This window comes from Niastella vici (assembly GCF_002077945.1).
In the GTDB taxonomy this organism is placed as follows: Bacteria; Bacteroidota; Bacteroidia; order Chitinophagales; family Chitinophagaceae; genus Niastella; species Niastella vici.
Map to the genome: position 1 here is coordinate 1 of NZ_LVYD01000024.1, position 21,426 is coordinate 21,426.

Below are 21,426 nucleotides of genomic sequence, written 5' to 3' on the forward strand. Positions count from 1 at the left end.
AACAATCCCCCAACTTTTTCACTTGATCCAATAAGGGCCCAATGCATTGCCCTGTGACCTGGAACTTGTAACCTGTAATTAAAAAACAAAGCGCCCCGTTTTTAACAGAGCGCTTTTGTGAAATCTTGTTCAGGTACTTTGGACGGTTTTACTAAGGACTGGTTTGCTGATAGAGATTTCTGGTTTTCATGATATTGGATACGGGGTACGGATCAAAACCAAAAAACTATGAATAAAAATAATTAGGGTTTAGGGGCTATTCTACTGTTCAGGGAACAAGGCGTTACTTGTTTTCCTGATTCGTTTTATTAGGGTACGTCAACAACGTTTTGACCCTACAAAGATGTAGCTATTTGCGCGGTGGTTGAACTTTATTCGATCAATGGCAGCCCTTCCTCGTTTAATGATGACAAATACCGGTTTAAGCCCGGCACATTCGCTGAAACCCTTACTGGAAGGGCATTTCAAACATACGATTTTATCAAATGTTTGATCTGGATCAACAAAACGCAACCCGTGTTTTGCGCGCTTTCGTAATCTTACCTGACCATTTCAGCAATACTACGCATATCAGTAGTGGATAGCTACTAGTTCTGCAGTAAATACCGAACGATTTAAATCGAGAGTTTCTGCTCTTGTTAACATTTTTAACAATAGTACCTTTGTTCCAGAAGTTGATTGATTACTAATCAATCTATTCCAATGTTCAAAGAAAACCGTCAACGTCCAATATCCAATAGAAAATCAAGAAATCCGGTACCAATCAACTTCAATTTGAATAATCCAATATCATTCATAAAATCCATTATCCAGATCCAATGTCCGTGACAACCGAATATCCCGTGAAAACCACCAAGTATATCCTTTGATTAACCGTAATTAAAATCCAACGTCCAAAGACCGAGGTAGTTCCAATTCCTGTGTGTTAAAAACCGTCTGCTTAACTCCAATAACCCCTCCTGCTAAAACCGACAATGCTTTTAGCAGGAGGAGCAGCGGTCTCCCGATCAAAGTTGCAAAACACGGCTTCCTTCTCAAACCATCCTTTCACTGTTTTTTCCTTTTCCTAAAGAGTAAGAGTAGTTTCAAAAATGTCTGCGGCCTGTGGCTGACAGCTTATCGCCTGGTCTCAATGCGTTGCCTTTTCCTCCTGTAGCCTGCATTTTTTTTGACCTGGTCCTGTATTTAGTACCTTTGGCGCTTTCAAAGCATACCAGTCATCCCATTAATCACAGTAAAAAATGCCAGTCTACATCGATCAGTTGGGCCGTGTTGTTGAGCTGCCGGCTGCACCCCGCAGCATTGTATCGCTGGTTCCTTCCATTACCGAATTACTGTACAACCTGCAACTCGATGAAGCTGTAAAGGGCATTACCAAATTCTGCGTTCATCCCGAAAGCTGGTTCAGGCATAAAACAAGGGTTGGCGGCACCAAGGCCATTAACACCACCGTCATTCATGAAATACAACCCGACCTCATCATTGCCAATAAAGAAGAGAATGTAAAAGAGCAGGTCGATGAGCTGGCAAAACATTATCCGGTTTGGATAAGTGATGTAAACAACCTCACCGATGCGCTGGAGATGATTGAAAAGATCGGCCTTATCACAAACAGGGTGAACAATGCCATACACCTGATCAGCCAGATCAATACAGCCTTTACCTCTTTGAAACCGTACAACGCCTTACGCAATGCCTGTTATCTCATTTGGCGCAACCCCTATATGACCATCGGCAAGGATACCTTCATTCATGATATGCTCAGCCGGTGCGGGTTAAAAAATATCTTTGGTCATACCACTCGGTACCCGGCCATCGATACCTGGCAATTGTCGCAATGCGATCTGTTATTGCTTTCTTCGGAACCCTTCCCCTTTCAGCAAAAACATATTGAAGAACTGAAGCCGCATTTACCCAATACGAAGATGGTGCTGGTTGATGGGGAAATGTTCAGCTGGTATGGCAGCCGGTTGTTACATGCACCTGCCTACTACACCAGCTTATTACAAAGCATAGCGTAACTTTGCGTTGTAAAATTGAAAAGCAGGTTACCAGTTACCGGTTTCCAGTTACCGGGAATTACAAAATGCAGACAGCTATCTGCAATTAGGCCCCGGTAACCGGGACCTGGCAACCGGTAACTTTTCATCATTGACCATTCACCATTGACCAATTATGCATTCGATCGATAATAACGAACCCAACAAGCCTTCACGCAAAAAGCCGATGTTCCCGGTGCACGACCGGTTACGTGCCTATCTTAAAAATCATGGCCGTGAGGTGAAGCTGCCCGTTTTGTACAACGACCTGCTACGCATTACCTACTCACTGCCTTTAAAAGATAAAAAAGGCAACGATACCTATTGGGAAACGGTGGTTTATGATATGCGCGACTGGGAGTTTATCAGGGATGGGCTTGTACAGATGTATGCGATCCTGAAAACAGAAGGTGATCTTACTTTTACCAGCCACCTCGATGTGGCGCGGATCGACTATTGCAGTTTTGGGAATTCGAACCCCTTTCGCATCCGCATCGTGAACAAGTATAACGACAACTACGACCATTACTATATCAAAATAGCCGATGCTTCGCGTATTTATGGGTTAGAACTGGAACATATACTGTCGCCCAACCGCATCACCTATCTTACCAACCAGAATACCCTGGTTGAAGAACATATTCCCGGCATTCCCGGCGATGTATTCATTGCCAACCACCTGAACGATCCGCATACAAACAAGATCAGGCTGGCCAAGGAATTTGTAAAGTTCAATGAACGGTGTTTTGTAAGGTTGCTGGGCGATATGCGTTCATACAATTTTGTGGTTGATATTACACCCGATATTGAAGACTATCAATACCGCATCAGGGCTATCGATTTTGACCAGCAATCGTACGAAGGCCGCAAGAATTTATACATGCCCCAATTTTTCAAGGAGAACAATGAGCTGGTTAACCTGTGTGCCAAACTGCTCAATAAAGAAAGCATTCATCAGTATCAAACCGAAGAGCGAACGATGATGGCTTTCCGCGTGGCCTCCTCCCGCTTCCGGCTGATGGAGCTTTTGAACATTATGGCCAAGGACCATATTTCGGTTCCAGACAAATTACATCAGCTTCGCGCCGAGTTGGGCGATTATTTTCACAACCCGCAATTTTACAAATGCAGCTCCATGGGGCAACTGGTAAAACGCCAGCTGAAACAAACCCTGCAAAAGAACCTAAAATTGATTCAGAAGAACCTGGGTAAGTTTGAAGATTAAGCCAGGATTCGCCAACCAACCAATTCCCGATCGTTCATGCAGTATACTATAACCGGCTATTCAACAGCCTTATTTTCTACCTGGTATTTTATTGAAGAGCTGCGCCTGCTTTTTGATGCCGGCGAAGGCCTTACCTCGAGCCTGTTGCAAAAAAGCCGGAAGATCAATCATGCGTTTATTTCGCATGCTGACCGCGATCATTTAACCGGCTTGTTGCAGTTTAACCAGTTGAATGCGCGGCCTGGTTTTCCTGTTATTCATTATCCGAAGGACAGCGGTTCTTTCCCGGCTTTACAGGAATTTTCAACCCGTTTTGATCCACACGTTGCTGGTTCTGTATGGGTACCGGTATCGCCTGAAACTGAGGTCCGCATCAAAGACGATATAATAGTTAAACCAATTGCCAACGGACATGTGCTGACAGCCAATGGCCTGGTTAAAAGCCTTAGCTATAAAGTCATTCAATCAAAAATGAAAATAAGGCCTGAGTTGGCCAAATTACCGGCTGAAGATATAAAGCACCTGATTGAAGAACGGGGTAAAAGCCGGACCCACACAGAAATACGAACCAATTTAATAAGCTATTCGGGCGATACACCGGTTGAAGACCTCACGCGTTGGGAAAACTCAAAGATCCTGATTCACGAGGCCACCTTTTTGCGCGACGAAGAAGAATTCATAAGCCCCCACAGCAACAAGCACAGCTTTCTCGAAGAAGTGATGGAAATGGTAAGCGGATCGAATATAGAACAGCTCATTTTGGGCCATTTTTCTTCCCGGTATTCTCCTGAAGTGATCGATCGCCGCATATTGGAGCTGTGTAACAAATATGCCATCAATATTCCGGTGTTCAGGATATTGCCGGGCCTCGTGGCAACCGATATCCTGAAAACCAAACCCATCAACTTCGCGTAATTCCGGGCTAAAGCCTGCCAAAGCACATATTACAATCATTTAACATTTCCAACACCCCGGGCGGGGCGCCAATAAATCAATTGGTTATAAAAACGGGCCCTCAATCATGTAACAAATACACCAACTTTCATTGCTAAATTAACTATCTTCGCCGCTTATTAAAAAAAGGGATAATTCATTAAATAATTTCCAACGCTTTTGATATTCAACTAACTAATAACACGCTTTAATACTAAAAATGATGAAGAAATACAAACCAGGGATACTTTTTGGTGAAGAACTGGAGGCCTTGTATAAGGATGCCAAAGACAATCAGTTTGCTTTACCTGCCGTAAATACAATTGGAACTAATACGATCAATGCGACCCTTGAGACAGCCGCAAAAGTGAATTCTCCCGTTATCATTCAATTTTCTAACGGTGGTGCACAATTTATTGCCGGTAAAGGCATGCCCAATGATCAGTTACAGGGCAATATTTCCGGCGCCATTTCAGGTGCGTTGCATATACATAACGTTGCAAAATACTATGGCGTACCGGTAGTGCTGCATACCGACCATGCTGCTAAAAAATGGTTACCCTGGATCAGCGGCCTTATTGATGCCGGTGAGCAATTCTTCAAAGAGAAAAAACAACCTTTGTTCAGCTCGCACATGCTCGACCTGAGCGAAGAGCCTATCGAAGAAAACATTCATACATCTGTTGATTTTTACAAACGCATGGCGCCCCTGGGCATGGGTATTGAAATTGAGCTTGGTGTAACCGGTGGTGAAGAAGATGGTGTTGACAACAGCGGTGTTGAAAACGATAAATTATATACCCAGCCGCAACACGTGGCATATGCCTATGAGCAATTGGGCAAAGTTGGCCGCCTGTTCACGGTAGCTGCAGCTTTTGGTAATGTGCATGGTGTGTACAGCCCCGGTAATGTGGAACTGCGCCCCGAGATCCTGAAGAACAGCCAGGACTATATTCAAAAAACATACAAGACCGGCGAAAAGCCCGTTTACTTTGTATTCCACGGCGGTAGCGGTTCTCCCCAACACCAGATCCGCGAGGCCATCAGCTATGGCGCTATCAAAATGAACATCGATACCGACCTGCAATGGGCTTTCTGGGAAGGTGTGCTGAACTATTACAAAAAGAGCGAGGCTTACCTGCAAGATCAGCTGGGTAACCCCGAAGGAGCCGATAAGCCAAACAAAAAATACTACGATCCGCGTGTGTGGTTACGCAAAGGCGAGGAAACATTTATTAAACGTTTAGAAATAGCGTTTAATGATTTGAATTGCATCAACAGAAACGCCTAAAGTTTAGAATTTAGTTTCCTATTCCGTTACGCGGTTGAACGATTATGATATCAGCCCCCCGATGCATCGGGGGGCTTTCGTTGTATGGCACCCTTCGACGGCATATCTTTGCGCAGCATTCGCAATTGACGAACCTGGCTTGTGGCAAACGAATTGCATTCACGATTGACAATTCACACAATCTAAATAATAAGTATGCCGTCAAAAAAAATCATCGATCTGCTTGGTGACAAAGCCTCTTATTTGCTCGAGCACAAGAGCACAGCCATTGACAAAACAACCATCACCCTACCCTCGCCCAACCACATTGAAGAAATTTGGCTCAACAGCAACCGCAGCAACCAGGTGTTGCGCAGTATACAGGCCCTGTTAAGTAACGGACGTTTGGCCAACACGGGGTTCTGCAGCATCTTCCCGGTTGACCAGGGTATTGAACACAGCGGCGGTTCGGCCTTTTCGCCCAACCCTATTTATTTCGATCCTGAAAATATTATCAAACTCGCCATTGAAGGCGGTTGTAATGCCGTAGCCAGCACGTATGGCGTATTGGGCATCATGAGCCGCAAATATGCACACCGCATTCCGTTTGTAGTAAAGATCAACCACAACGAATTTTTAAGTTTACCCAACAGATACGACCAAACCATGTTTGGCACTATTAAAAGCGCCTGGAACATGGGCGCCGTAGCAGTTGGCGCAACCATTTACTGGGGTTCGGCCGAAAGCGCCCGCCAGTTAAAAGAAGTGGCCGAAGCATTTGAGATCGCGCATGAGCTGGGCATGGCCACCATTTTATGGTGCTATACCCGTAACAACGGTTTTAAAGTTGATGGGGTTGATTATCATACTTCAGCCGATTTAACCGGCCAGGCCAACCATTTGGGCGTTACGCTGCAGGCCGATATTATTAAGCAAAAACTGCCTACCAATAACGGTGGTTACCTGGCTACCAAACATGGTAAAACATCACCACTGGTTTATGAAAAACTTACAACCGATCACCCCATCGATCTGTGCCGGTACCAGGTGTTGAATTGTTACAGTGGCCGCGTAGGGCTTATCAATAGTGGTGGTGAAAGCAAGGGCGCCAGCGACCTGGCCGATTCAGTGTATACTGCCGTTATAAATAAAAGAGCCGGTGGTATGGGATTGATCCTGGGCCGAAAAGCATTTCAGCGGCCATTCAGGGAGGGTATTGAGTTACTCCATTCTACGCAAGATGTTTATCTTGACAAGGATATTACTGTTGCCTAGGAATACGAAGTAAGAAGTAGGAAGTAAGAAGTAGGAAGTAAGAAGTAGGAAGTAAGAAGTAGGAAGTAAGAAGAGAATTATACTTCAGGACTCAATATAAAATTCGAGAAACAAAAAGGTGAGCATCGCATTTAATCGCGAGCTCACCTTTTTATTAACTTCTTATTTCTTACTTCCTACCTCTTACCTCATGCTTCAGCTTCTTTGTACTACGAAGTACCAATTACAGCAAATACTAACTACCAACGATCATGACCACGCCCGTGCCCATGTCCGTGCTCTTTGTAATGGCCGTAAGCATGTCCGCGCGGACCGTCGTCATCATAATCACCACGACCACGATCATAATCACCACGACCCCGGTACCTGCCATATTCATTCGGGCAATCGCGCCACATGCGTTGTTCGCCTCTGTAACCTCTGTAGCGGGCATAGGCTACGCGGTCGCGGTCGAAGTGGCAATACGGCCTTGGGCCTTCACACACCACTTTATAACCGCTGTACAGGTCATAACCGCGGTAGCGTGACGGCAGGTCGTACGAGAATACCCAGTTAGGGCCGCTCATATAAACGAACTGGCGTCTTGGAACATAATAGTAACATTCAATATCGGGCAAATAATAATAATCAACAGAAGCATAACCGGCGGGCCCCCACATGGGTTGCGCACCTATATTTACGCTAACACTTACCTGCGCCTTTGATGAAAAAACTGATGCTGTAGTTAAAATGGCAATGATCGGTAACACTTGTAAAACCCGTTTCATAAATCATCGATTTGGTTACTTCTCAGAATCCAAAAGATATGCCCTGTTTAATGCCAGATGTGGATAAGCCATCTATTAAGAAATTTTTAAGTATAATCTGATTAACAATGCCTTAAATAGTTAAGAACCCTATAAAAATACGGTCCGGCGCAACCATTTGCATTCTTTTAAGAGTTACTATCCTTTCTTTCCCCTGCCATGGCCCTGACCTCCGCCTTCACCATGACCCTGCCCATGTCCTTCACCATGACCTTGCCCATGTCCTTCACCGTGACCTTCTCCATGATCCTGTCCATGGCCTTTACCATAACCTTCACCATAACCTTTACCATGACCTTTACCGGGATTACCACCACTATTTCCCTCGCCCCGCATTTTGTAATGCCCATTTGCATTGCCGGGATGGCCTTTCACCACAAAATATTTGGGGTCTCGGCTATCACGGATCACCACCTGTTTCCCTCTGGCGCCTTTATACCTGGCATACTTCACTTTATACTCGTCAAAATGTAGATATGGTTTTGGCTCATTGATCACTACTTTATAACCTGAATACAGATTGTAACCACGATAACGGGCCGGCAACGAGTTTACAAAAACCCAGTTACCACCGTTCAGATAAATGAACTGATGCGACGGTACATAATAATACATCTGCAGATCGGGCAAATAATAATATTCCACCACATCGTACCCCGCAGGTCCCCACAGCGGCTGCGACCCGATATTGATGTTTACATTCACCTGCGCCTGCGAAGTGGATACAGATAGCCCGGTAGCCAAACAGGCTGCTATCAATAGACAAACTATATGTTTCATAATGGTTGTTTTAAATTGTTCAACCATATTATTTCAAATTACATGCCCTTGTAGCGCTTTATAATGAGGTGGTTATGAATGGCCATGATCGATATTCAGGGAACCGGTTTTCATGTACACAACGGGGAATGGGGAATAACTATAGAATAGTTAGTGTATATAGTTTATTGTGGGCTCACTGGCACAAAAAAAAGACAGCCAGCCATACGGCCGACTGTCGTGATCTAGCAACCCCTAAACCAGCGAAATCATTAAACGGGTAATTTATAAGCAAATCACATCTGCTTGTATGAACAAAGCTTCACCCGCTACTAATTAAAGCCGGTACTAAGACACCTCTCACCTCCGGGATATCTTAATTGTAATTATATATAAACGATTTCAGACAATAGTCTGCACGATCGTAATATGCCTACTTAATCTCTAATTCTTTTTATTTAAATTCAATAAACAGCCCCAGTTGTTTAAAAGCCAGGCTTAACAATAATTTGAAAGCAATTCACAATACGTAGTACAAGATCTAATAGGGAGGAGTTTGCTATATCCGTTTGTTCCTGCAAGTTAGTGGTAAAAAGAACATAAAAAAATTTTTTTACCGTTTTTTATAATAAAACGAATGAGCATTTGATCACGTGAATTGCTTGCCCTGCCAGCATTTGCGCCGATTTGGTGTTCCTGTTTTAAATGCAGTTTTGCGCCTTGTTCATCGCACTGCATTTCAATAAAATACACATAGTCATCATCGTAAAGCCCCCGATTCGCCAGCTGGCAAATCGGGGGCTTTACGATTGTATATTAATCTTTTAGCTTTTAGAACCCTTTTTTAGGTTCTTCCGCTGCTGTAGTTTTCAAATTCTCAGGCATTTGTATCGCCAGGAATTCATTTCCTTCGAGCACCAGTTTGGCCGCCTGCTGCACATCTTTAGGCGTAAGCATTTTAACGTATTTGTCATAATGCACAAACCGGTCAGGATTGCCACCCTGTTGTTTGTATTGCAACAACTTTTCTACCCATACACCATTATCCTTGATGCTCACCTTGTGCTGCTCAAGCCAGGCCTTCTTTACTTTGTTGAGGTAGGTTGTATCAGGGCCCTTCGCAATCATATTGCTGAACTCATTCTTTATGGCTTTTACCAGTGTATCAACTTTTTGCGGGCCGCAAGGCAACTGTACTATAAAACTGTAATTACTGTAAGGATATTTCTCCATTTCAACATAGGTTCCCCCGCCATAAATACCCTGTATCTTTTCGCGCAGCTCTTCAATTATACGAATGTTCAACACTTCGCTCAATGCATGCGCTTTCAGCTCCATATCCTCGTTATATGGCGTTTCTCCTGTATAAAACGCCAGGATCAGGCTTTGCTCTTCTTTCCCTTTATTTACCGTGAAGGTTCTTTTACCACTTATTGGCCGCACCTTATTATCTGCAAAGCTGAATTTTTTACCGGTAACAGGCAGGCTCGCAATATATTTTTCGATCAGGGGTTTTATCTCCGCTTCCTTAAAGCTGCCGGCAAATACAAAATGCATACCGCTGCAATCGCCCAAACGTTCTTTCCTGATTGCCATTACCCGGTCGTAATTGACATTATCGAAGAAGGCACTATTAGGCACAGTAACAGGCGCCAGCGGATTATTATTGAACAATGTTTTATACAGCGTATCAACAAAGCTGGCCCTGGGGTTGGCGCCTATCATGGCAAACTGCGATTTGTTCCTTTGTAAAAACGCCCTGAACAAAGCCGTATCGCCACGCGGCGCCGTACTTTGCAGCCAGGTTAACTGAAACAGGGTCTCCAGGTCCTTTACACTGCTGCTGCCATGAAACCCTTCTGAAATGGCAGTGAACACCGGATCAACGCTCACTGTTTTACCAGCCAGCGCCTTACTTAGATCGGTAGGCGAAAACTGCCCCACTCCCATGGCCACCGTGGCCGGCACCATGTATTCGGCATTGTATTTATCAGCAAGCCCGTAATTGTTCTTTCCGCCCGCGCGGGTAGCACCCATCAGTATTTGATCGTTCTTGAAATCAGTTGGCTTCAGCGTTACCGTAATGCCATTGCTCAATGTATATTCGGTTGTACCCAACATTACATTTTTTGAAATACTAAGCACTTTGCCGGCTTTAGGCGCCTTGCTCAACAGGGAAGTAGCCACTGCTTTTTCTTCATAAGGTTTAATATCGGCATTGGCCTTTGCATCGATGATAGCCAGCAGGTCTTTTTCGGAAGGCAGCTTATCGGTATCCTTCTCGGGACCGCTCATGTATACAAAAAGGTTCTTCTGATCTTTTATTGGTTTCATTACGGCATTCACTTCATCGAGCGTAATAGCTGGCATCAGGGCTTTCACATATTCAAATTCCTTTTCAATGCCCGGTATAGGTTCCCGGGCCAGAAAGTTGTTCATGTATTCATCCACCAGATCGGCTGATTCGGTTTTAGCGCGGTTGTTATACGTTCTTTCATATTGGGCTATGATCGTTTTTTTAGCGCGTTGCAATTCAGAAGCGGTAAACCCAAACCGTTTTACGCGTTCAATTTCTTCGGCCAGCGCATTCGTGGCCTTTTGTATATCGCCGGTTCCCGCCGCCGCCATGGCATTAAAAGATTCATACCCTCTGGCATACGAATCAAAATCAGCGGCCGCATAAATGAACGGTGGATTTTCTTTTTGGGTAAGTTCCTGCAGGCGTTCGTTCAGCATGGACACAAACATCTGTTGTAAAAGTTCGTTGCGGTAATCCCGAACGGTTGCCGTTATGTCTTTCTTAATTGCAGGATAATTGATGGCCACCCGGTAATTGGTAGCTTCTTTATCGGTTACCACCATGGCCTGTGAGTTTGCATAGGGCGGCACATCGGCCAATTCCCTTTTGCGTTCAGTGGCCGGATTGGTTAACCCGGCAAAATGTTTTTTCACCATGGCTTCGGCTTTGGCCACTTCCATATCACCCACCACAATTACAGCCATGAGATCGGGCCGGTACCATTCTTTATAAAAACGGCGAATGTTGTTCGCCGGGAAATTTTTGATGATGCTGTCGACCCCGATCGGTAACCGCTTTGCATATTTTGACCCCTCAAACAGCTGTGGATACACCTTTCTGAAAATGCGTTCATTGGCGCCTTTGCCCAGCCGGCTTTCTTCCAGAATGATGGCCCGCTCACCGTTGATATCCTCATCGAGATAAGTAACGTTATGCGCCCAGTCTTCCAGTACCTGAAAGCCTTTTTCGAGGTTTCCGGGTTTATCGGTTGGTATAGGCAGAATGTACACCGTTTCATCAAAACCGGTATAGGCATTCAGGTCGTTGCCAAAGCCAACGCCAATGTCCTGTAAAAATGAAACGATATCATTTTTTTTGAAATGGGTGGTGCCGTTAAAGGCCATGTGCTCGGCCATATGGGCAAGCCCCTGCTGGTCTTCATCTTCGAGTATAGAACCGGCATTCAGCACCAGGCGCAGCTCTACTTTCTGTTCCGGTTTTTTATTCTGGCGAATGTAATAGGTTAACCCGTTATCCAGCTTTCCGATCTTTACTTTCGCATCGACCGGCAGTTTACTATCCATATTTAACTGGGCCGTGGCAAGGTGCATGATCAATATGCCAGCCAGTAGCAACAGCCACCGGGCCCCGGCACGCAATGAGTATATCATGATAGGTGTTTTTTGGTATACAAAAATATCGTTGCCTGCCTATATTGAACCGCCATTTGTAAAATAAATAACCTCTCAGGTAATAGCCTGGAGAAATAAGAGGTACGAAGTAGGAAATAAGAAGAGAACCATACCTCAAGCCTCACGATTAAAGGCAGAATTTTAATAATATTAATAAAAACAAAAGGTGAGCTTCGCATTTAGCGAGCCCACCTTTTTATTATCTTCTTATTTCTTACTTCCTACTTCTTACTTCCTTTGTCCTATATACAACAAAGCTTAATGTATTACTTAATTTTACTTTGTAACCTCCTCGATCACCTTTCCCACACAACCGCTGGGCATTTGAATATGCAACAGGGCAGCCAGGGTGGCCGCAATATCGGTCATATAGGTTTCGCGATTGGTTTTTCCGGCGGGGATGTGCCAGCCGTAGAACAGCAGGGGAATATGAGCATCATAAGGGTTCCAGGCGCTGTGAGTAGTGCCGGTAGCGTAGCCTTCCATATAACCAGGTTGCAACATCACTTCAATATCGCCGCTCAAATGCTGGTTATAGCCATTGGCCACCATATCCCGCTGTTTGGCTGTTAAAGGCACTTCCATCAGTTTACACAGGTCGAACACCTGCCCTACTTCGGGTTGGCGGTTCAGGTATTCAATTATGGTTTTCTTGATGGCCACTTCATCGAGCTCCATTGAATCGATCAACGGATGATTGAGGTACAGCTGGTGGTTGTAATTGCCAACAAGCAGTTTGGTGCTGCGAAATTTTGCGTTCAGGATCTTTTCCAGGTCTGTGTTCCATTTACTGTTGGGCGCCAGTCCGCCAGGCAATTTATGCTCTTTGCTGAAACCGGGCACATGGGCCACCGCATGGTCGGCAGAAAGGAATACCACGTACTGTCCTTTACCCACTTTTTGATCGAGGAAGTTAAAAAAGCTGCCGAGGTCTTTATCGAGGCGCAGATAATCATCTTCCTGTTCAACAGAATTGGGGCCAAAAGCATGACCGATATAATCAGGCGAAGAAAAGCTGATGGCCAGCAGATCGGTAATGTTATCGGCGCCCAGTTGCTCTCCAACGAGGGCCGCCTTGGCCATTTCAATCGTCATGGAATTACCATACGGAGTGGTGCAAATGTTGCCATAGTTGGTGGTGGCGAATTTCTTCAGATCGTACGGGAATCCTTTTTGTTCGGGGCCAAAAGGTGTGCCTTCGTATGATTTTTCGTCGGCAGTGCTTTGTACATAAGAGTTGATGGGATATAAAGTATTCCACCCCATGCCATAATATTTATCAACCAGTTTCTGGGCATTGAAATCCTGCGCCCATTTTGGCAGTTCTTTCATGTAATAAGTAGAAGTGATCCAGTTACCATTACGTGAATCGTACCAGTAAGCTGCATTGGCCGAATGACCGGCGGGCAAAATACCGCCTCTGTCTTTCACCGCAATGCCAATTACTTTACTTCTGAAGTTGGTGGCCAGGTTCAATTCATCGCCAATGGTGGTAACCTTCATATTGCGGGGGCTCATGGAGCCGGGAACGCCGGCTTCAGCGCCAACGGTAGCAACGGTAGAATCTTCGGTACAATAAACGCTGCGTTTGGTTAAAGGATCGTACCAGCCGTTACCAACAATACCGTGAATGGCGGGCACGCTACCGGTATAAATACAGGTGTGGCCACATGCAGTGATCGTAGGAACATACGGCACCAGGGTGTTCTCGCAGGAATAGCCCTGGTTCAAAAAACGTTTGAAACCACCATCAGCAGCATAACGGTCGTAATAGCGATACAGATAATCCCAACGCATTTGGTCTATTACAATACCAACTACGAGTTTGGGCCGGCTTAATACAGTGGTCGCAGGATTGCTTATTTTGGTTTGAGCGGGTGTAGTAAAACAAAACAGCAAAAAACAGATCGTTGCTAAAAGGAGGCGCATTAAAATTAGTTTTCGCAAAGATAACCGGCAGTGACTTCCACAAGATTAAAATTTCTTAAAATCTGCCAGACAATCGATTGTTTAACCGTCTGATTGTAAAATGTTTTCAGCATGCCGGTTTTGCACATTCCGCATTGTCTTTCAAATATTCAGGCGCATTATCCGTTAATCGATATAGCCCCTAAACAGGTATTAACCCCCTGTCAGGGGGCCAATAAACCATTAAAAACGCTACCTTTGCGCCGGTCAATTAACACAGCAATAACCCTTTAATTAAAATCCATATTATGGCAGATATTTTCGAAAGATTACTAAAGAATTATGGTCCAATAGGTCAACATCGTGAAAGGGCTCATGGTTATTTTGCGTTTCCTAAACTGGAAGGCGAGATCGGGAGCAGAATGAAATTCAGAGGCAAGGAAATGATCGTGTGGAGTTTGAACAATTATCTGGGTTTAGCCAACCATCCTGAAGTACGGAAAGCCGATGCAGAGGGAGCCGCTGATTTCGGACTGGCATTGCCCATGGGCGCCCGCATGATGAGCGGAAACAGTAACAACCACGAGCTGCTGGAAAAGAAGCTGGCCGATTTTGAAAGTAAGGAAGATGCCATTTTGGTGAATTTTGGTTACCAGGGTATGGTAAGCCTCATTGATGTACTGTGCGGCCGTCACGATATCATCGTATACGATGCGGAAAGCCATGCCTGTATTATAGATGGTGTTCGTTTACATCCCGGTCACCGGTATGTTTTCAAGCACAACGATATAGAAGATCTTGAAAAGCAATTGCAACGCGCCACAGCGCTGATCGAAAAACAAAAAGCCGGCGGCATTCTGGTGATCACTGAAGGTGTTTTTGGTATGGCCGGCGATCAGGGCAAGCTGAAAGAGATCGCAGCATTGAAAAAGAAATTTGAATTCCGTTTACTGGTCGATGATGCTCACGGCTTCGGTACCCTGGGTAAAACAGGAGCCGGCGCCGGGGAAGAACAGGGCGTACAGGATGAGATCGATCTGTATTTCTCCACCTTCGCCAAATCAATGGCTTCTATTGGTGCTTTCATAGCAGGTCCCAAATCGATCATCGATTATATCCGTTATAACATCCGCAGCCAGATCTTCGCGAAAAGCTTACCCATGCCGTTGGTAATAGGTAACCTCAAACGCCTTGAGTTGCTGCAAACCCGTCCTGAGTTAAAGAAAAAGCTGTGGGATGTAGCTACAAAACTGCAAAAAGGCCTGAAGGAAAGAGGTTTTGATATCGGTAAAACCGATTCAGTGGTTACGCCAGTATACATGAAAGGCGGGGTTGAAGAAGCCACTGCCATGGTGATGGACCTGCGCGAGAACTATGGTATTTTCTGCTCTATTGTAGTATACCCGGTAATTCCGAAAGGACATATCATTTACCGCCTCATTCCCACTGCAGCCCATACCGATGAGGATATTCAAAGAACGCTGACCGCATTTTCTGAAACCAAGCAAAAGCTCGATGCCGGCGCTTATAAAGTGTCTGCCATCCCCGATATGGCTGAAGCTTAATTTTGAAAATTTATTGCAAATCAATATGTTAATTCGGTTCCTGAACGGAGCCGAAGGATCCCGGAGCCAGCCTCCGGGATTTTTTTATCCACCAGTGATGTAATAAATAAGAAAGTAACCTGATAAGCGTTATTACCTATTAGTGATCAATGGTTTCAAATAGTAAATTGACGAAGAAAAAGTACTCAGCATGAATTGATTTTTATTCCGGTACCCAAACATCAATATCTATGAAAGTGGTGTGTGTGCTGATCTTGCTGATCACGCTTTTAAAATCCGAAACAGCAAGGGCACAAGGAAAAAGAACCCCCGACAGTGTGAACGTCCTGATCCGTTTACACCCCCGGAGTGCCAAAAATCCGCGGGTCGACTCTGTATTGGTGATCTTTGACCGGTTCGATCACACCGGCGCCGGAATTGTTAAAAGAATTTACCACCCAACTGATAATCAATTCTCTATTCCCCACGTGCCTGAAGGCAAATATTTTATTACCATCTATTGCCTGGGTTTTTACCGCGATGTGTTCAATGACCAACTATTCATCAGCAAAAGACATAGCAATAACCTGCGGTATAAATTGAAGCAGTCTGAAGAATATGTTCCCGGCACTTTTATCCCCGATATGGAAATTGATTTTACCAACCTGGCTATTACGAATATCAAGGCGTTCAGATAAGTCGCTTGCGTATTATTTAAGGCCCCGATAAGCAGGTAACAATTAGTTCACAACCTGTTTACAATGAAGTAATAAATAAAAGTTTGATTTGTATAGTTTCCCTGTAGCGACCCTTTCAACTCCCGATAAAAAAATAGCCTCCCGGAGGGGAGGCTGCACTAATCAAATACCATTAACCATTAAACCTTATCCTATGAAAATTCAAATATAGTGTGAATATCTCAAAGTATAGGTCGTATCAATATTAAATTTTTGACTGAACGAATATAATTGACTGAGGTCAATGTAAAAATAATCTAATTTCCGCACGCCTTTTCCTATCTGAATAACCTACGCAACCGTTTGCGTTTACATTTTATTTATCACTATATTAAGTATTATCAGAGCGCTTTGCAGGTTCAAATTTTATAGACCAAACACACTTAATTTAAACAACTGGTTATTATAATTATACGCATATAGTTCACTTCTGTACCATCTTCAGCCTAACAATTTGACGATGGTCAAGTTCTACGGGCTAAAAAGAAGAAATACATTACGTTTATTGCATATTTAAGCATATGTGGCTTTATTTCAAGCGCCCTTCTTCTCCCCTACCAATTCGATTTAAAACTCTTCTGATATTCATCAAACGGCACTTTACCGTATTTGCCTTCGCCGAAATATTTGGCGATGAGCTCAAACTCATTCGGGGCCAGATAACCGGGAATTGCCTGCGGTTCGCCATCAACGGGAATGATCACTGTAGTAGGATATGATAACTGTCCATTCGTGAGATAAATGGCAAAATCATGGGTCTTTTGCGCTGTATTGAAATCGTAGGTTTTTCCATTCCAGGTAATGCTTTTGCGTCCTTCGGCATCAAACTTTACCGGATAGAACTTCTGCTGCACATAGCTGGTGACATCTTTGTTTGAATACGTTTTTTTATCCATCACCTTACACCAGCCACACCAGTCGGTATACAGATCGATCAACACCGGCCGCTTCTCCTTTTTCAGGCCTGCCGCCGCATCATCAATGCTCAGCCATTTCAGTTTTTCTGCTGCCGCTTCATTGCCCGTTGGGCTCAATTTCATATTCTCTGCCGTCACGGCCGGCTTTTCTGCACAGGAAAAAACAACCAGCCAGCAAAAGAAAACCGACATTTTCAATGTTCGCATGTGTACTTTTGTTTAACAACATAAATTTAAGTCTTTTCCATGCATAAAATTGTCTTGGCTATTACAGGCGCCAGTGGAAGCATTTACGCCAAATTGCTGATTGAGAAATTACTTACGATTAAAGATCAATGGCAGGATGTTGGCGTGGTAATGACCGATAACGCCAAACAGGTGTGGGAAACCGAACTCGGAAATGCCAGTTATTCCCAATACCCCGTTAGTTTTTATTCAACCAAAGACTTCACTGCACCTTTCGCTTCCGGTTCGGGCCGTTACAATACCATGATCATTGCCCCCTGCTCTATGGGTACTTTAGGCCGTATTGCCTCGGGCGTTTCGAGCGACCTTATTTCACGCGCTGCCGATGTTGTGCTGAAAGAACGCCGCAAACTTATTTGTGTGGTGAGGGATACGCCGTATAACCTGATCCACATCCGCAATATGGAAACCGTTACCCTGGCCGGCGGTATTATTTGCCCCGCCACCCCTTCTTTTTACAGCCGCCCTGCCACCATTGAAGAGGCGGTGGCCACTGTTACCGACCGGGTGCTTGATTTAGCAGGGTTGGATATCTCTACTTATCGATGGGGCAATGAGAAATAAAACTGACATTAATACCTATTAAAGCGTTACAGGTTACAAGTTGCAGGTTACAGGGCTTTAACTCCTTGTAACCTGAAACCTGTAACCTGTAATTTATATCCTGAATCCAGTACCGAAACCGGTATTCCGGATAAACTATCTTAAGTCTATAACTTCTACCCCGGGGTATTTGCTTTTATCAAACACAAACAGGTTATCGGGTAAGTTAGCGCTGCCATTCATGTTAGGTACAGTATATACCACCACATTGCCCGATTTATCGAGCACGCGGGTGCTGTAAATGGTTTTGGCCTGTTTATCAACGAGCAGGTAAACCTTGTGGAAGGGTTTGGTTTTATCAACCGGCGTCATCTCAATTTCCTGTACCGCTTTCTTGTTCACCACTTTATCGCCATTCAGCTTATACAGGAAGTCCTTATCATAAAAATTGGTAAACAACTTTTGCATGCTGATCGTACTGGCCGAAGGATCGGGTTTGGTGATGGTAACTTCATTGGCCGATTTATCGTACGTCCAAATGTTGGCGCCATCGCAGAAGATCTCCTGGCCGGTACCGGCAACACTGATGCGGTAACGCGAACCTTTCATGGAAGCTGTACCCTTTTTGGTACCCAGCACATGGCCCTTGCTGTCTTCATTGCTCAGGGTAAATACGGCCTGAACCGATTTAAAGGTTTTGAACTTGGCGCTCACGGCATCCAGTATTTTTTTGGCGGCGGGATCGCTTTGTTGACAATAACTTATGGAGGCTATAAAGAATGTAAAAATTAATGCAATTAGGCTTTTCATTATATGTGCTTTGTGTAAAGGCCGCAAAGATATTGGTTATAACCTTTAGCGGCAATAATAAGACGCCAATTGTTAATGGAGGTTGTATTTTAAAAACACATTAACAAATTTCTAACCCTATATTAAATCGGCCAAATGGCGTTCGAGGTCGGCCTCCGTCTTAATAAGTACATCGCGGGCCTTGCTTCCCTGGCTGGGTCCTACAATACCGGCTGCTTCCAGTTGGTCCATCAGGCGGCCGGCGCGGTTATAGCCCAGTTTCATCCGTCGTTGCAACAGGGAGGTAGAGCCCATTTGGCTGGTAACGATCATGCGGGCAGCGCTTTCGAACAGGGTATCGCGGTCGTCGAGGTCGAGTTCCTTGCCTTCGAATTGCTTTTCATCAACATATTCAGGCAGGAAGAAGGCCTGCGGGTATCCTTCCTGGGTACCAATGAAATCGCAAATACTGTCCACTTCGGGCGTATCAACAAAGGCGCATTGCAGGCGGGTGATCTCCCCGTTATAGGAGATCAACATATCACCTTTACCGATCAACTGCTCGGCGCCACCGGCATCGAGGATGGTGCGGGAGTCGATCTTTGATGACACTTTAAACGCAATACGCACCGGGAAGTTGGCCTTGATGGTACCGGTGATGATATTCACCGACGGGCGCTGGGTGGCAATGATCAAATGGATACCTACCGCGCGGGCCAGCTGCGCCAACCGCGCAATCGGCATTTCCACCTCTTTACCAGCCGTCATAATGAGGTCGGCAAACTCATCGACCACCAGTACAATAAATGGTAAGAACTGGTGACCCTTTTGCGGGTTCAGCTTCCGCTTTATAAACTTCTCGTTGTATTCACGAATGTTACGGGCGCCGGCTTCCTTCAACAGATCGTACCGGTTATCCATTTCAATACACAGGGCATTCAGCGTATGAATTACCTTTTTGGTATCGGTAATGATGGCTTCTTCTTCGCCCGGTAATTTGGCCAGGAAGTGCGTTTCAATATTGCGGTACAGGCTCAACTCCACTTTCTTGGGGTCAACCAGTACCAGCTTTATTTGCGAGGGATGTTTTTTATACAACAGCGATACCAGGATGGCGTTCAAACCAACCGATTTACCCTGACCGGTAGCACCGGCCATAAGCAGGTGCGGCATGGTGGTAAGGTCAACTATAAAATTCTCGTTATCGATCTTCTTACCAATGGCTATCGGCAGGCTGAAGCTGTTATGCTGGAATTTCTCAGATGACAGCATGCTGCGCATACTCACTACGGTCTTCTTCACATTGGGCACTTCAATACCCACGGTTCCCTTACCAGGGATAGGCGCAATGATACGGATACCCAGGGCCGCCAGGCTAAGGGCAATATCATCTTCAAGGTTCTTGATACGCGAAATACGTACCCCCGCAGCCGGCACAATTTCATACAGGGTTACCGTTGGGCCTACGGTTGCGCTGATCTTTTGAATATCGATATCATAGTTCTTCAGTGTGTTGATGATCTGGTTCTTGTTGGTCTCCAGTTCGGCAGGGTCCTGAATGATGCGCTCACTGCCATGCAGCTCCAACAAGTCAAGCGAGGGGTATTTATAATCGCGCAGATCGAGCGAGGGATCGTAGGGCTCCTGGTTAACAACAGGCTTTTGTTCAACTTTCGGTTCTTCAACCGGTACTTCTGGCTGGTCTACTTCGGGATATGTTTTGATCTCCAGTTCCAGTTGGGGCGGCGGTTGTTTGCCCTTTCCTTTTTGTACCAGCGGTGTTTCCACGGCCAGCGGGATCTCCGGAGTGTCCTCTTCTTCTTCCTCTTCCATTTCTTCTGCTGAAACAGGTTCTTCCCCAACCGGTTCTTCTTTTTCAACAAAGTTTAACTCAACGGGCAGCTCTTCTTCATTTTGAGTTTTGGGTACTTTTTTCATGGTACCCATACCATCTTTCAGCTTGTTAGGTGTAATGACCTCAGGTGTTTCTGTTGCTGTGGTGGCAACCACCAGGGTGGCCCCTTCCTTAACGGGTTCTGCTGTTTTGGGTTTTGAAAATGTGGGGGCTTTGAACACCGGGTTAAAACGCCAGATGATATACGCCAGGCCGCCAAGCAGCAATAAGGCGCCGGTTCCAACACTGCCAATCATGCGCACCAGCCAGTCGCTGCATAAATTTCCTACAGCCCCGCCCCAGGCAAATGAGCTGCTGCGGAACACAAACGAGAACACCACACTGAAAAATAACAGGCCTACTATAACGTAGCGCACATTGCGCCAGAGGGAAAATATCTTACTGCCCAACAATGCATTTACACCTATTACAAAGAACAGGCTGCAGAACATGAAGGAGGCCGCGCCAAATCCTTTATAAAAGAACAGGTGCGAAATATAGGCGCCGAGATTACCCAGCAGGTTGGTGGTCTTTACCTCTTCACCGGGCAATAATATAGCTGCGCCTCTGAATACCTTGTCCTGGTCTTCCTTCCAGGTAAACAGGTACGATGCAAAGGCGATAAATAAAAACAGGCTGATCAATAAGGCGAAGGCACCAGCTATCTTGTGGGTACGTTCGTCTTTTACCAATTGTTTTACCGAAACCTGAACTTCTTTCTCAGGTTTGAATTTTTCCGGATTAGCTGGCTTTTTCTTGTCTGCTTTTTCTGCTTTTAAGCGGTTGGCCATGTTCGCAAAGATAAGTAGTTTAAGGTATAAGGATTAATG

15 protein-coding genes are annotated in these 21,426 nt (G+C 45.0%); 8 read left to right on the plus strand and 7 right to left on the minus strand.

Translation table 11 applies throughout. From position 1 onward, the window contains the following. Positions 1–1,241: 1,241 nt before the first annotated feature. From A3860_RS07505 to A3860_RS07525, 5 genes are all read left to right on the plus strand, one after another. A complete protein-coding gene (locus A3860_RS07505; protein ID WP_081145940.1) occupies positions 1,242–2,021 on the plus strand; it encodes a helical backbone metal receptor in 780 nt (259 codons plus the stop codon). A gap of 154 nt (positions 2,022–2,175) precedes the next feature. Further along, positions 2,176–3,264 (plus strand): hypothetical protein, encoded by a 1,089-nt coding sequence (locus tag A3860_RS07510; RefSeq protein WP_081145941.1) that lies wholly within the window; start codon positions 2,176–2,178, stop codon positions 3,262–3,264. Positions 3,265–3,300: 36 nt separating this feature from the next. Beyond that, positions 3,301–4,179, plus strand: coding sequence for an MBL fold metallo-hydrolase (locus A3860_RS07515; RefSeq protein WP_081145942.1), 879 nt, complete (start codon positions 3,301–3,303; stop codon positions 4,177–4,179). A 238-nt stretch (positions 4,180–4,417) separates the two neighbouring features. After that, positions 4,418–5,488 carry a class II fructose-bisphosphate aldolase gene (gene fbaA, locus A3860_RS07520; protein WP_245843494.1) on the plus strand — a complete coding sequence of 357 codons (1,071 nt, stop codon included), beginning with the start codon at positions 4,418–4,420 and terminating at the stop codon, positions 5,486–5,488. 195 nt (positions 5,489–5,683) lie between these two features. Next, positions 5,684–6,742, plus strand: a complete 1,059-nt coding sequence (locus A3860_RS07525) for a class I fructose-bisphosphate aldolase (protein ID WP_081145944.1) — start codon at positions 5,684–5,686, stop codon at positions 6,740–6,742. A 239-nt stretch (positions 6,743–6,981) separates the two neighbouring features. Here the strand turns inward: A3860_RS07525 and A3860_RS40465 are convergent, their stop codons facing one another. The 4 genes from A3860_RS40465 to pafA all read right to left on the minus strand — a co-directional run bounded on the left by A3860_RS40465 (position 6,982) and on the right by pafA (position 13,947). Next, positions 6,982–7,509 carry a hypothetical protein gene (locus tag A3860_RS40465; protein ID WP_143773994.1) on the minus strand — a complete coding sequence of 176 codons (528 nt, stop codon included), beginning with the start codon at positions 7,507–7,509 and terminating at the stop codon, positions 6,982–6,984. 177 nt (positions 7,510–7,686) lie between these two features. Beyond that, positions 7,687–8,328: a hypothetical protein gene (locus A3860_RS07535; RefSeq protein WP_143773995.1), complete on the minus strand. Its 642-nt coding sequence runs from the start codon at positions 8,326–8,328 to the stop codon at positions 7,687–7,689. Positions 8,329–9,138: 810 nt separating this feature from the next. Further along, on the minus strand, positions 9,139–11,997 hold the full coding sequence (locus A3860_RS07540) for a M16 family metallopeptidase (RefSeq protein WP_081145946.1): 2,859 nt from the start codon (positions 11,995–11,997) through the stop codon (positions 9,139–9,141). A 297-nt stretch (positions 11,998–12,294) separates the two neighbouring features. Then, on the minus strand, positions 12,295–13,947 hold the full coding sequence (gene pafA, locus A3860_RS07545; RefSeq protein WP_245843495.1) for an alkaline phosphatase PafA: 1,653 nt from the start codon (positions 13,945–13,947) through the stop codon (positions 12,295–12,297). A 287-nt stretch (positions 13,948–14,234) separates the two neighbouring features. On the opposite strand from pafA, the gene A3860_RS07550 reads away from it, so the two are divergent. Together A3860_RS07550 and A3860_RS07555 are read left to right on the plus strand one after the other, a co-directional pair. After that, positions 14,235–15,491 carry an aminotransferase class I/II-fold pyridoxal phosphate-dependent enzyme gene (locus A3860_RS07550; protein ID WP_081145947.1) on the plus strand — a complete coding sequence of 419 codons (1,257 nt, stop codon included), beginning with the start codon at positions 14,235–14,237 and terminating at the stop codon, positions 15,489–15,491. A gap of 230 nt (positions 15,492–15,721) precedes the next feature. Next, positions 15,722–16,168 (plus strand): hypothetical protein, encoded by a 447-nt coding sequence (locus tag A3860_RS07555; protein ID WP_081145948.1) that lies wholly within the window; start codon positions 15,722–15,724, stop codon positions 16,166–16,168. 593 nt (positions 16,169–16,761) lie between these two features. On the opposite strand, the gene A3860_RS07560 is transcribed toward A3860_RS07555, so the two are convergent. Next, the gene (locus A3860_RS07560; RefSeq protein WP_081145949.1) at positions 16,762–17,331 is read right to left on the minus strand and encodes a thioredoxin family protein; all 570 of its coding nucleotides are present in this window, start codon (positions 17,329–17,331) and stop codon (positions 16,762–16,764) included. Positions 17,332–17,370: 39 nt separating this feature from the next. Between A3860_RS07560 and A3860_RS07565 the strand changes: the two genes are divergently transcribed. Beyond that, positions 17,371–17,934, plus strand: a complete 564-nt coding sequence (locus A3860_RS07565) for a UbiX family flavin prenyltransferase (RefSeq protein WP_081145950.1) — start codon at positions 17,371–17,373, stop codon at positions 17,932–17,934. A gap of 135 nt (positions 17,935–18,069) precedes the next feature. On the opposite strand, the gene A3860_RS07570 is transcribed toward A3860_RS07565, so the two are convergent. Together A3860_RS07570 and A3860_RS07575 are read right to left on the minus strand one after the other, a co-directional pair. After that, positions 18,070–18,723 (minus strand): LolA family protein, encoded by a 654-nt coding sequence (locus tag A3860_RS07570; RefSeq protein WP_081145951.1) that lies wholly within the window; start codon positions 18,721–18,723, stop codon positions 18,070–18,072. Between the two features lie 117 nt (positions 18,724–18,840). Next, positions 18,841–21,387 carry an FtsK/SpoIIIE family DNA translocase gene (locus A3860_RS07575; protein WP_081145952.1) on the minus strand — a complete coding sequence of 849 codons (2,547 nt, stop codon included), beginning with the start codon at positions 21,385–21,387 and terminating at the stop codon, positions 18,841–18,843. Positions 21,388–21,426 lie beyond the last annotated feature (39 nt).

Bases quoted from the DNA above. Each gene is read 5' to 3' on its own strand.
- pafA (WP_245843495.1), bottom strand. From the start codon at position 13,947: ATGCGCCTCCTTTTAGCAACGATCTGTTTTTTGCTGTTTTGTTTTACT.
- fbaA (WP_245843494.1), top strand. From the start codon at position 4,418: ATGATGAAGAAATACAAACCAGGGATACTTTTTGGTGAAGAACTGGAG.
- A3860_RS07570 (WP_081145951.1), bottom strand. From the start codon at position 18,723: ATGAAAAGCCTAATTGCATTAATTTTTACATTCTTTATAGCCTCCATA.
- A3860_RS07510 (WP_081145941.1), top strand. From the start codon at position 2,176: ATGCATTCGATCGATAATAACGAACCCAACAAGCCTTCACGCAAAAAG.
- A3860_RS07515 (WP_081145942.1), top strand. From the start codon at position 3,301: ATGCAGTATACTATAACCGGCTATTCAACAGCCTTATTTTCTACCTGG.
- A3860_RS07560 (WP_081145949.1), bottom strand. From the start codon at position 17,331: ATGCGAACATTGAAAATGTCGGTTTTCTTTTGCTGGCTGGTTGTTTTT.
- A3860_RS07555 (WP_081145948.1), top strand. From the start codon at position 15,722: ATGAAAGTGGTGTGTGTGCTGATCTTGCTGATCACGCTTTTAAAATCC.
- A3860_RS07525 (WP_081145944.1), top strand. From the start codon at position 5,684: ATGCCGTCAAAAAAAATCATCGATCTGCTTGGTGACAAAGCCTCTTAT.
- A3860_RS40465 (WP_143773994.1), bottom strand. From the start codon at position 7,509: ATGAAACGGGTTTTACAAGTGTTACCGATCATTGCCATTTTAACTACA.
- A3860_RS07565 (WP_081145950.1), top strand. From the start codon at position 17,371: ATGCATAAAATTGTCTTGGCTATTACAGGCGCCAGTGGAAGCATTTAC.
- A3860_RS07575 (WP_081145952.1), bottom strand. From the start codon at position 21,387: ATGGCCAACCGCTTAAAAGCAGAAAAAGCAGACAAGAAAAAGCCAGCT.
- A3860_RS07505 (WP_081145940.1), top strand. From the start codon at position 1,242: ATGCCAGTCTACATCGATCAGTTGGGCCGTGTTGTTGAGCTGCCGGCT.
- A3860_RS07540 (WP_081145946.1), bottom strand. From the start codon at position 11,997: ATGATATACTCATTGCGTGCCGGGGCCCGGTGGCTGTTGCTACTGGCT.
- A3860_RS07550 (WP_081145947.1), top strand. From the start codon at position 14,235: ATGGCAGATATTTTCGAAAGATTACTAAAGAATTATGGTCCAATAGGT.
- A3860_RS07535 (WP_143773995.1), bottom strand. From the start codon at position 8,328: ATGAAACATATAGTTTGTCTATTGATAGCAGCCTGTTTGGCTACCGGG.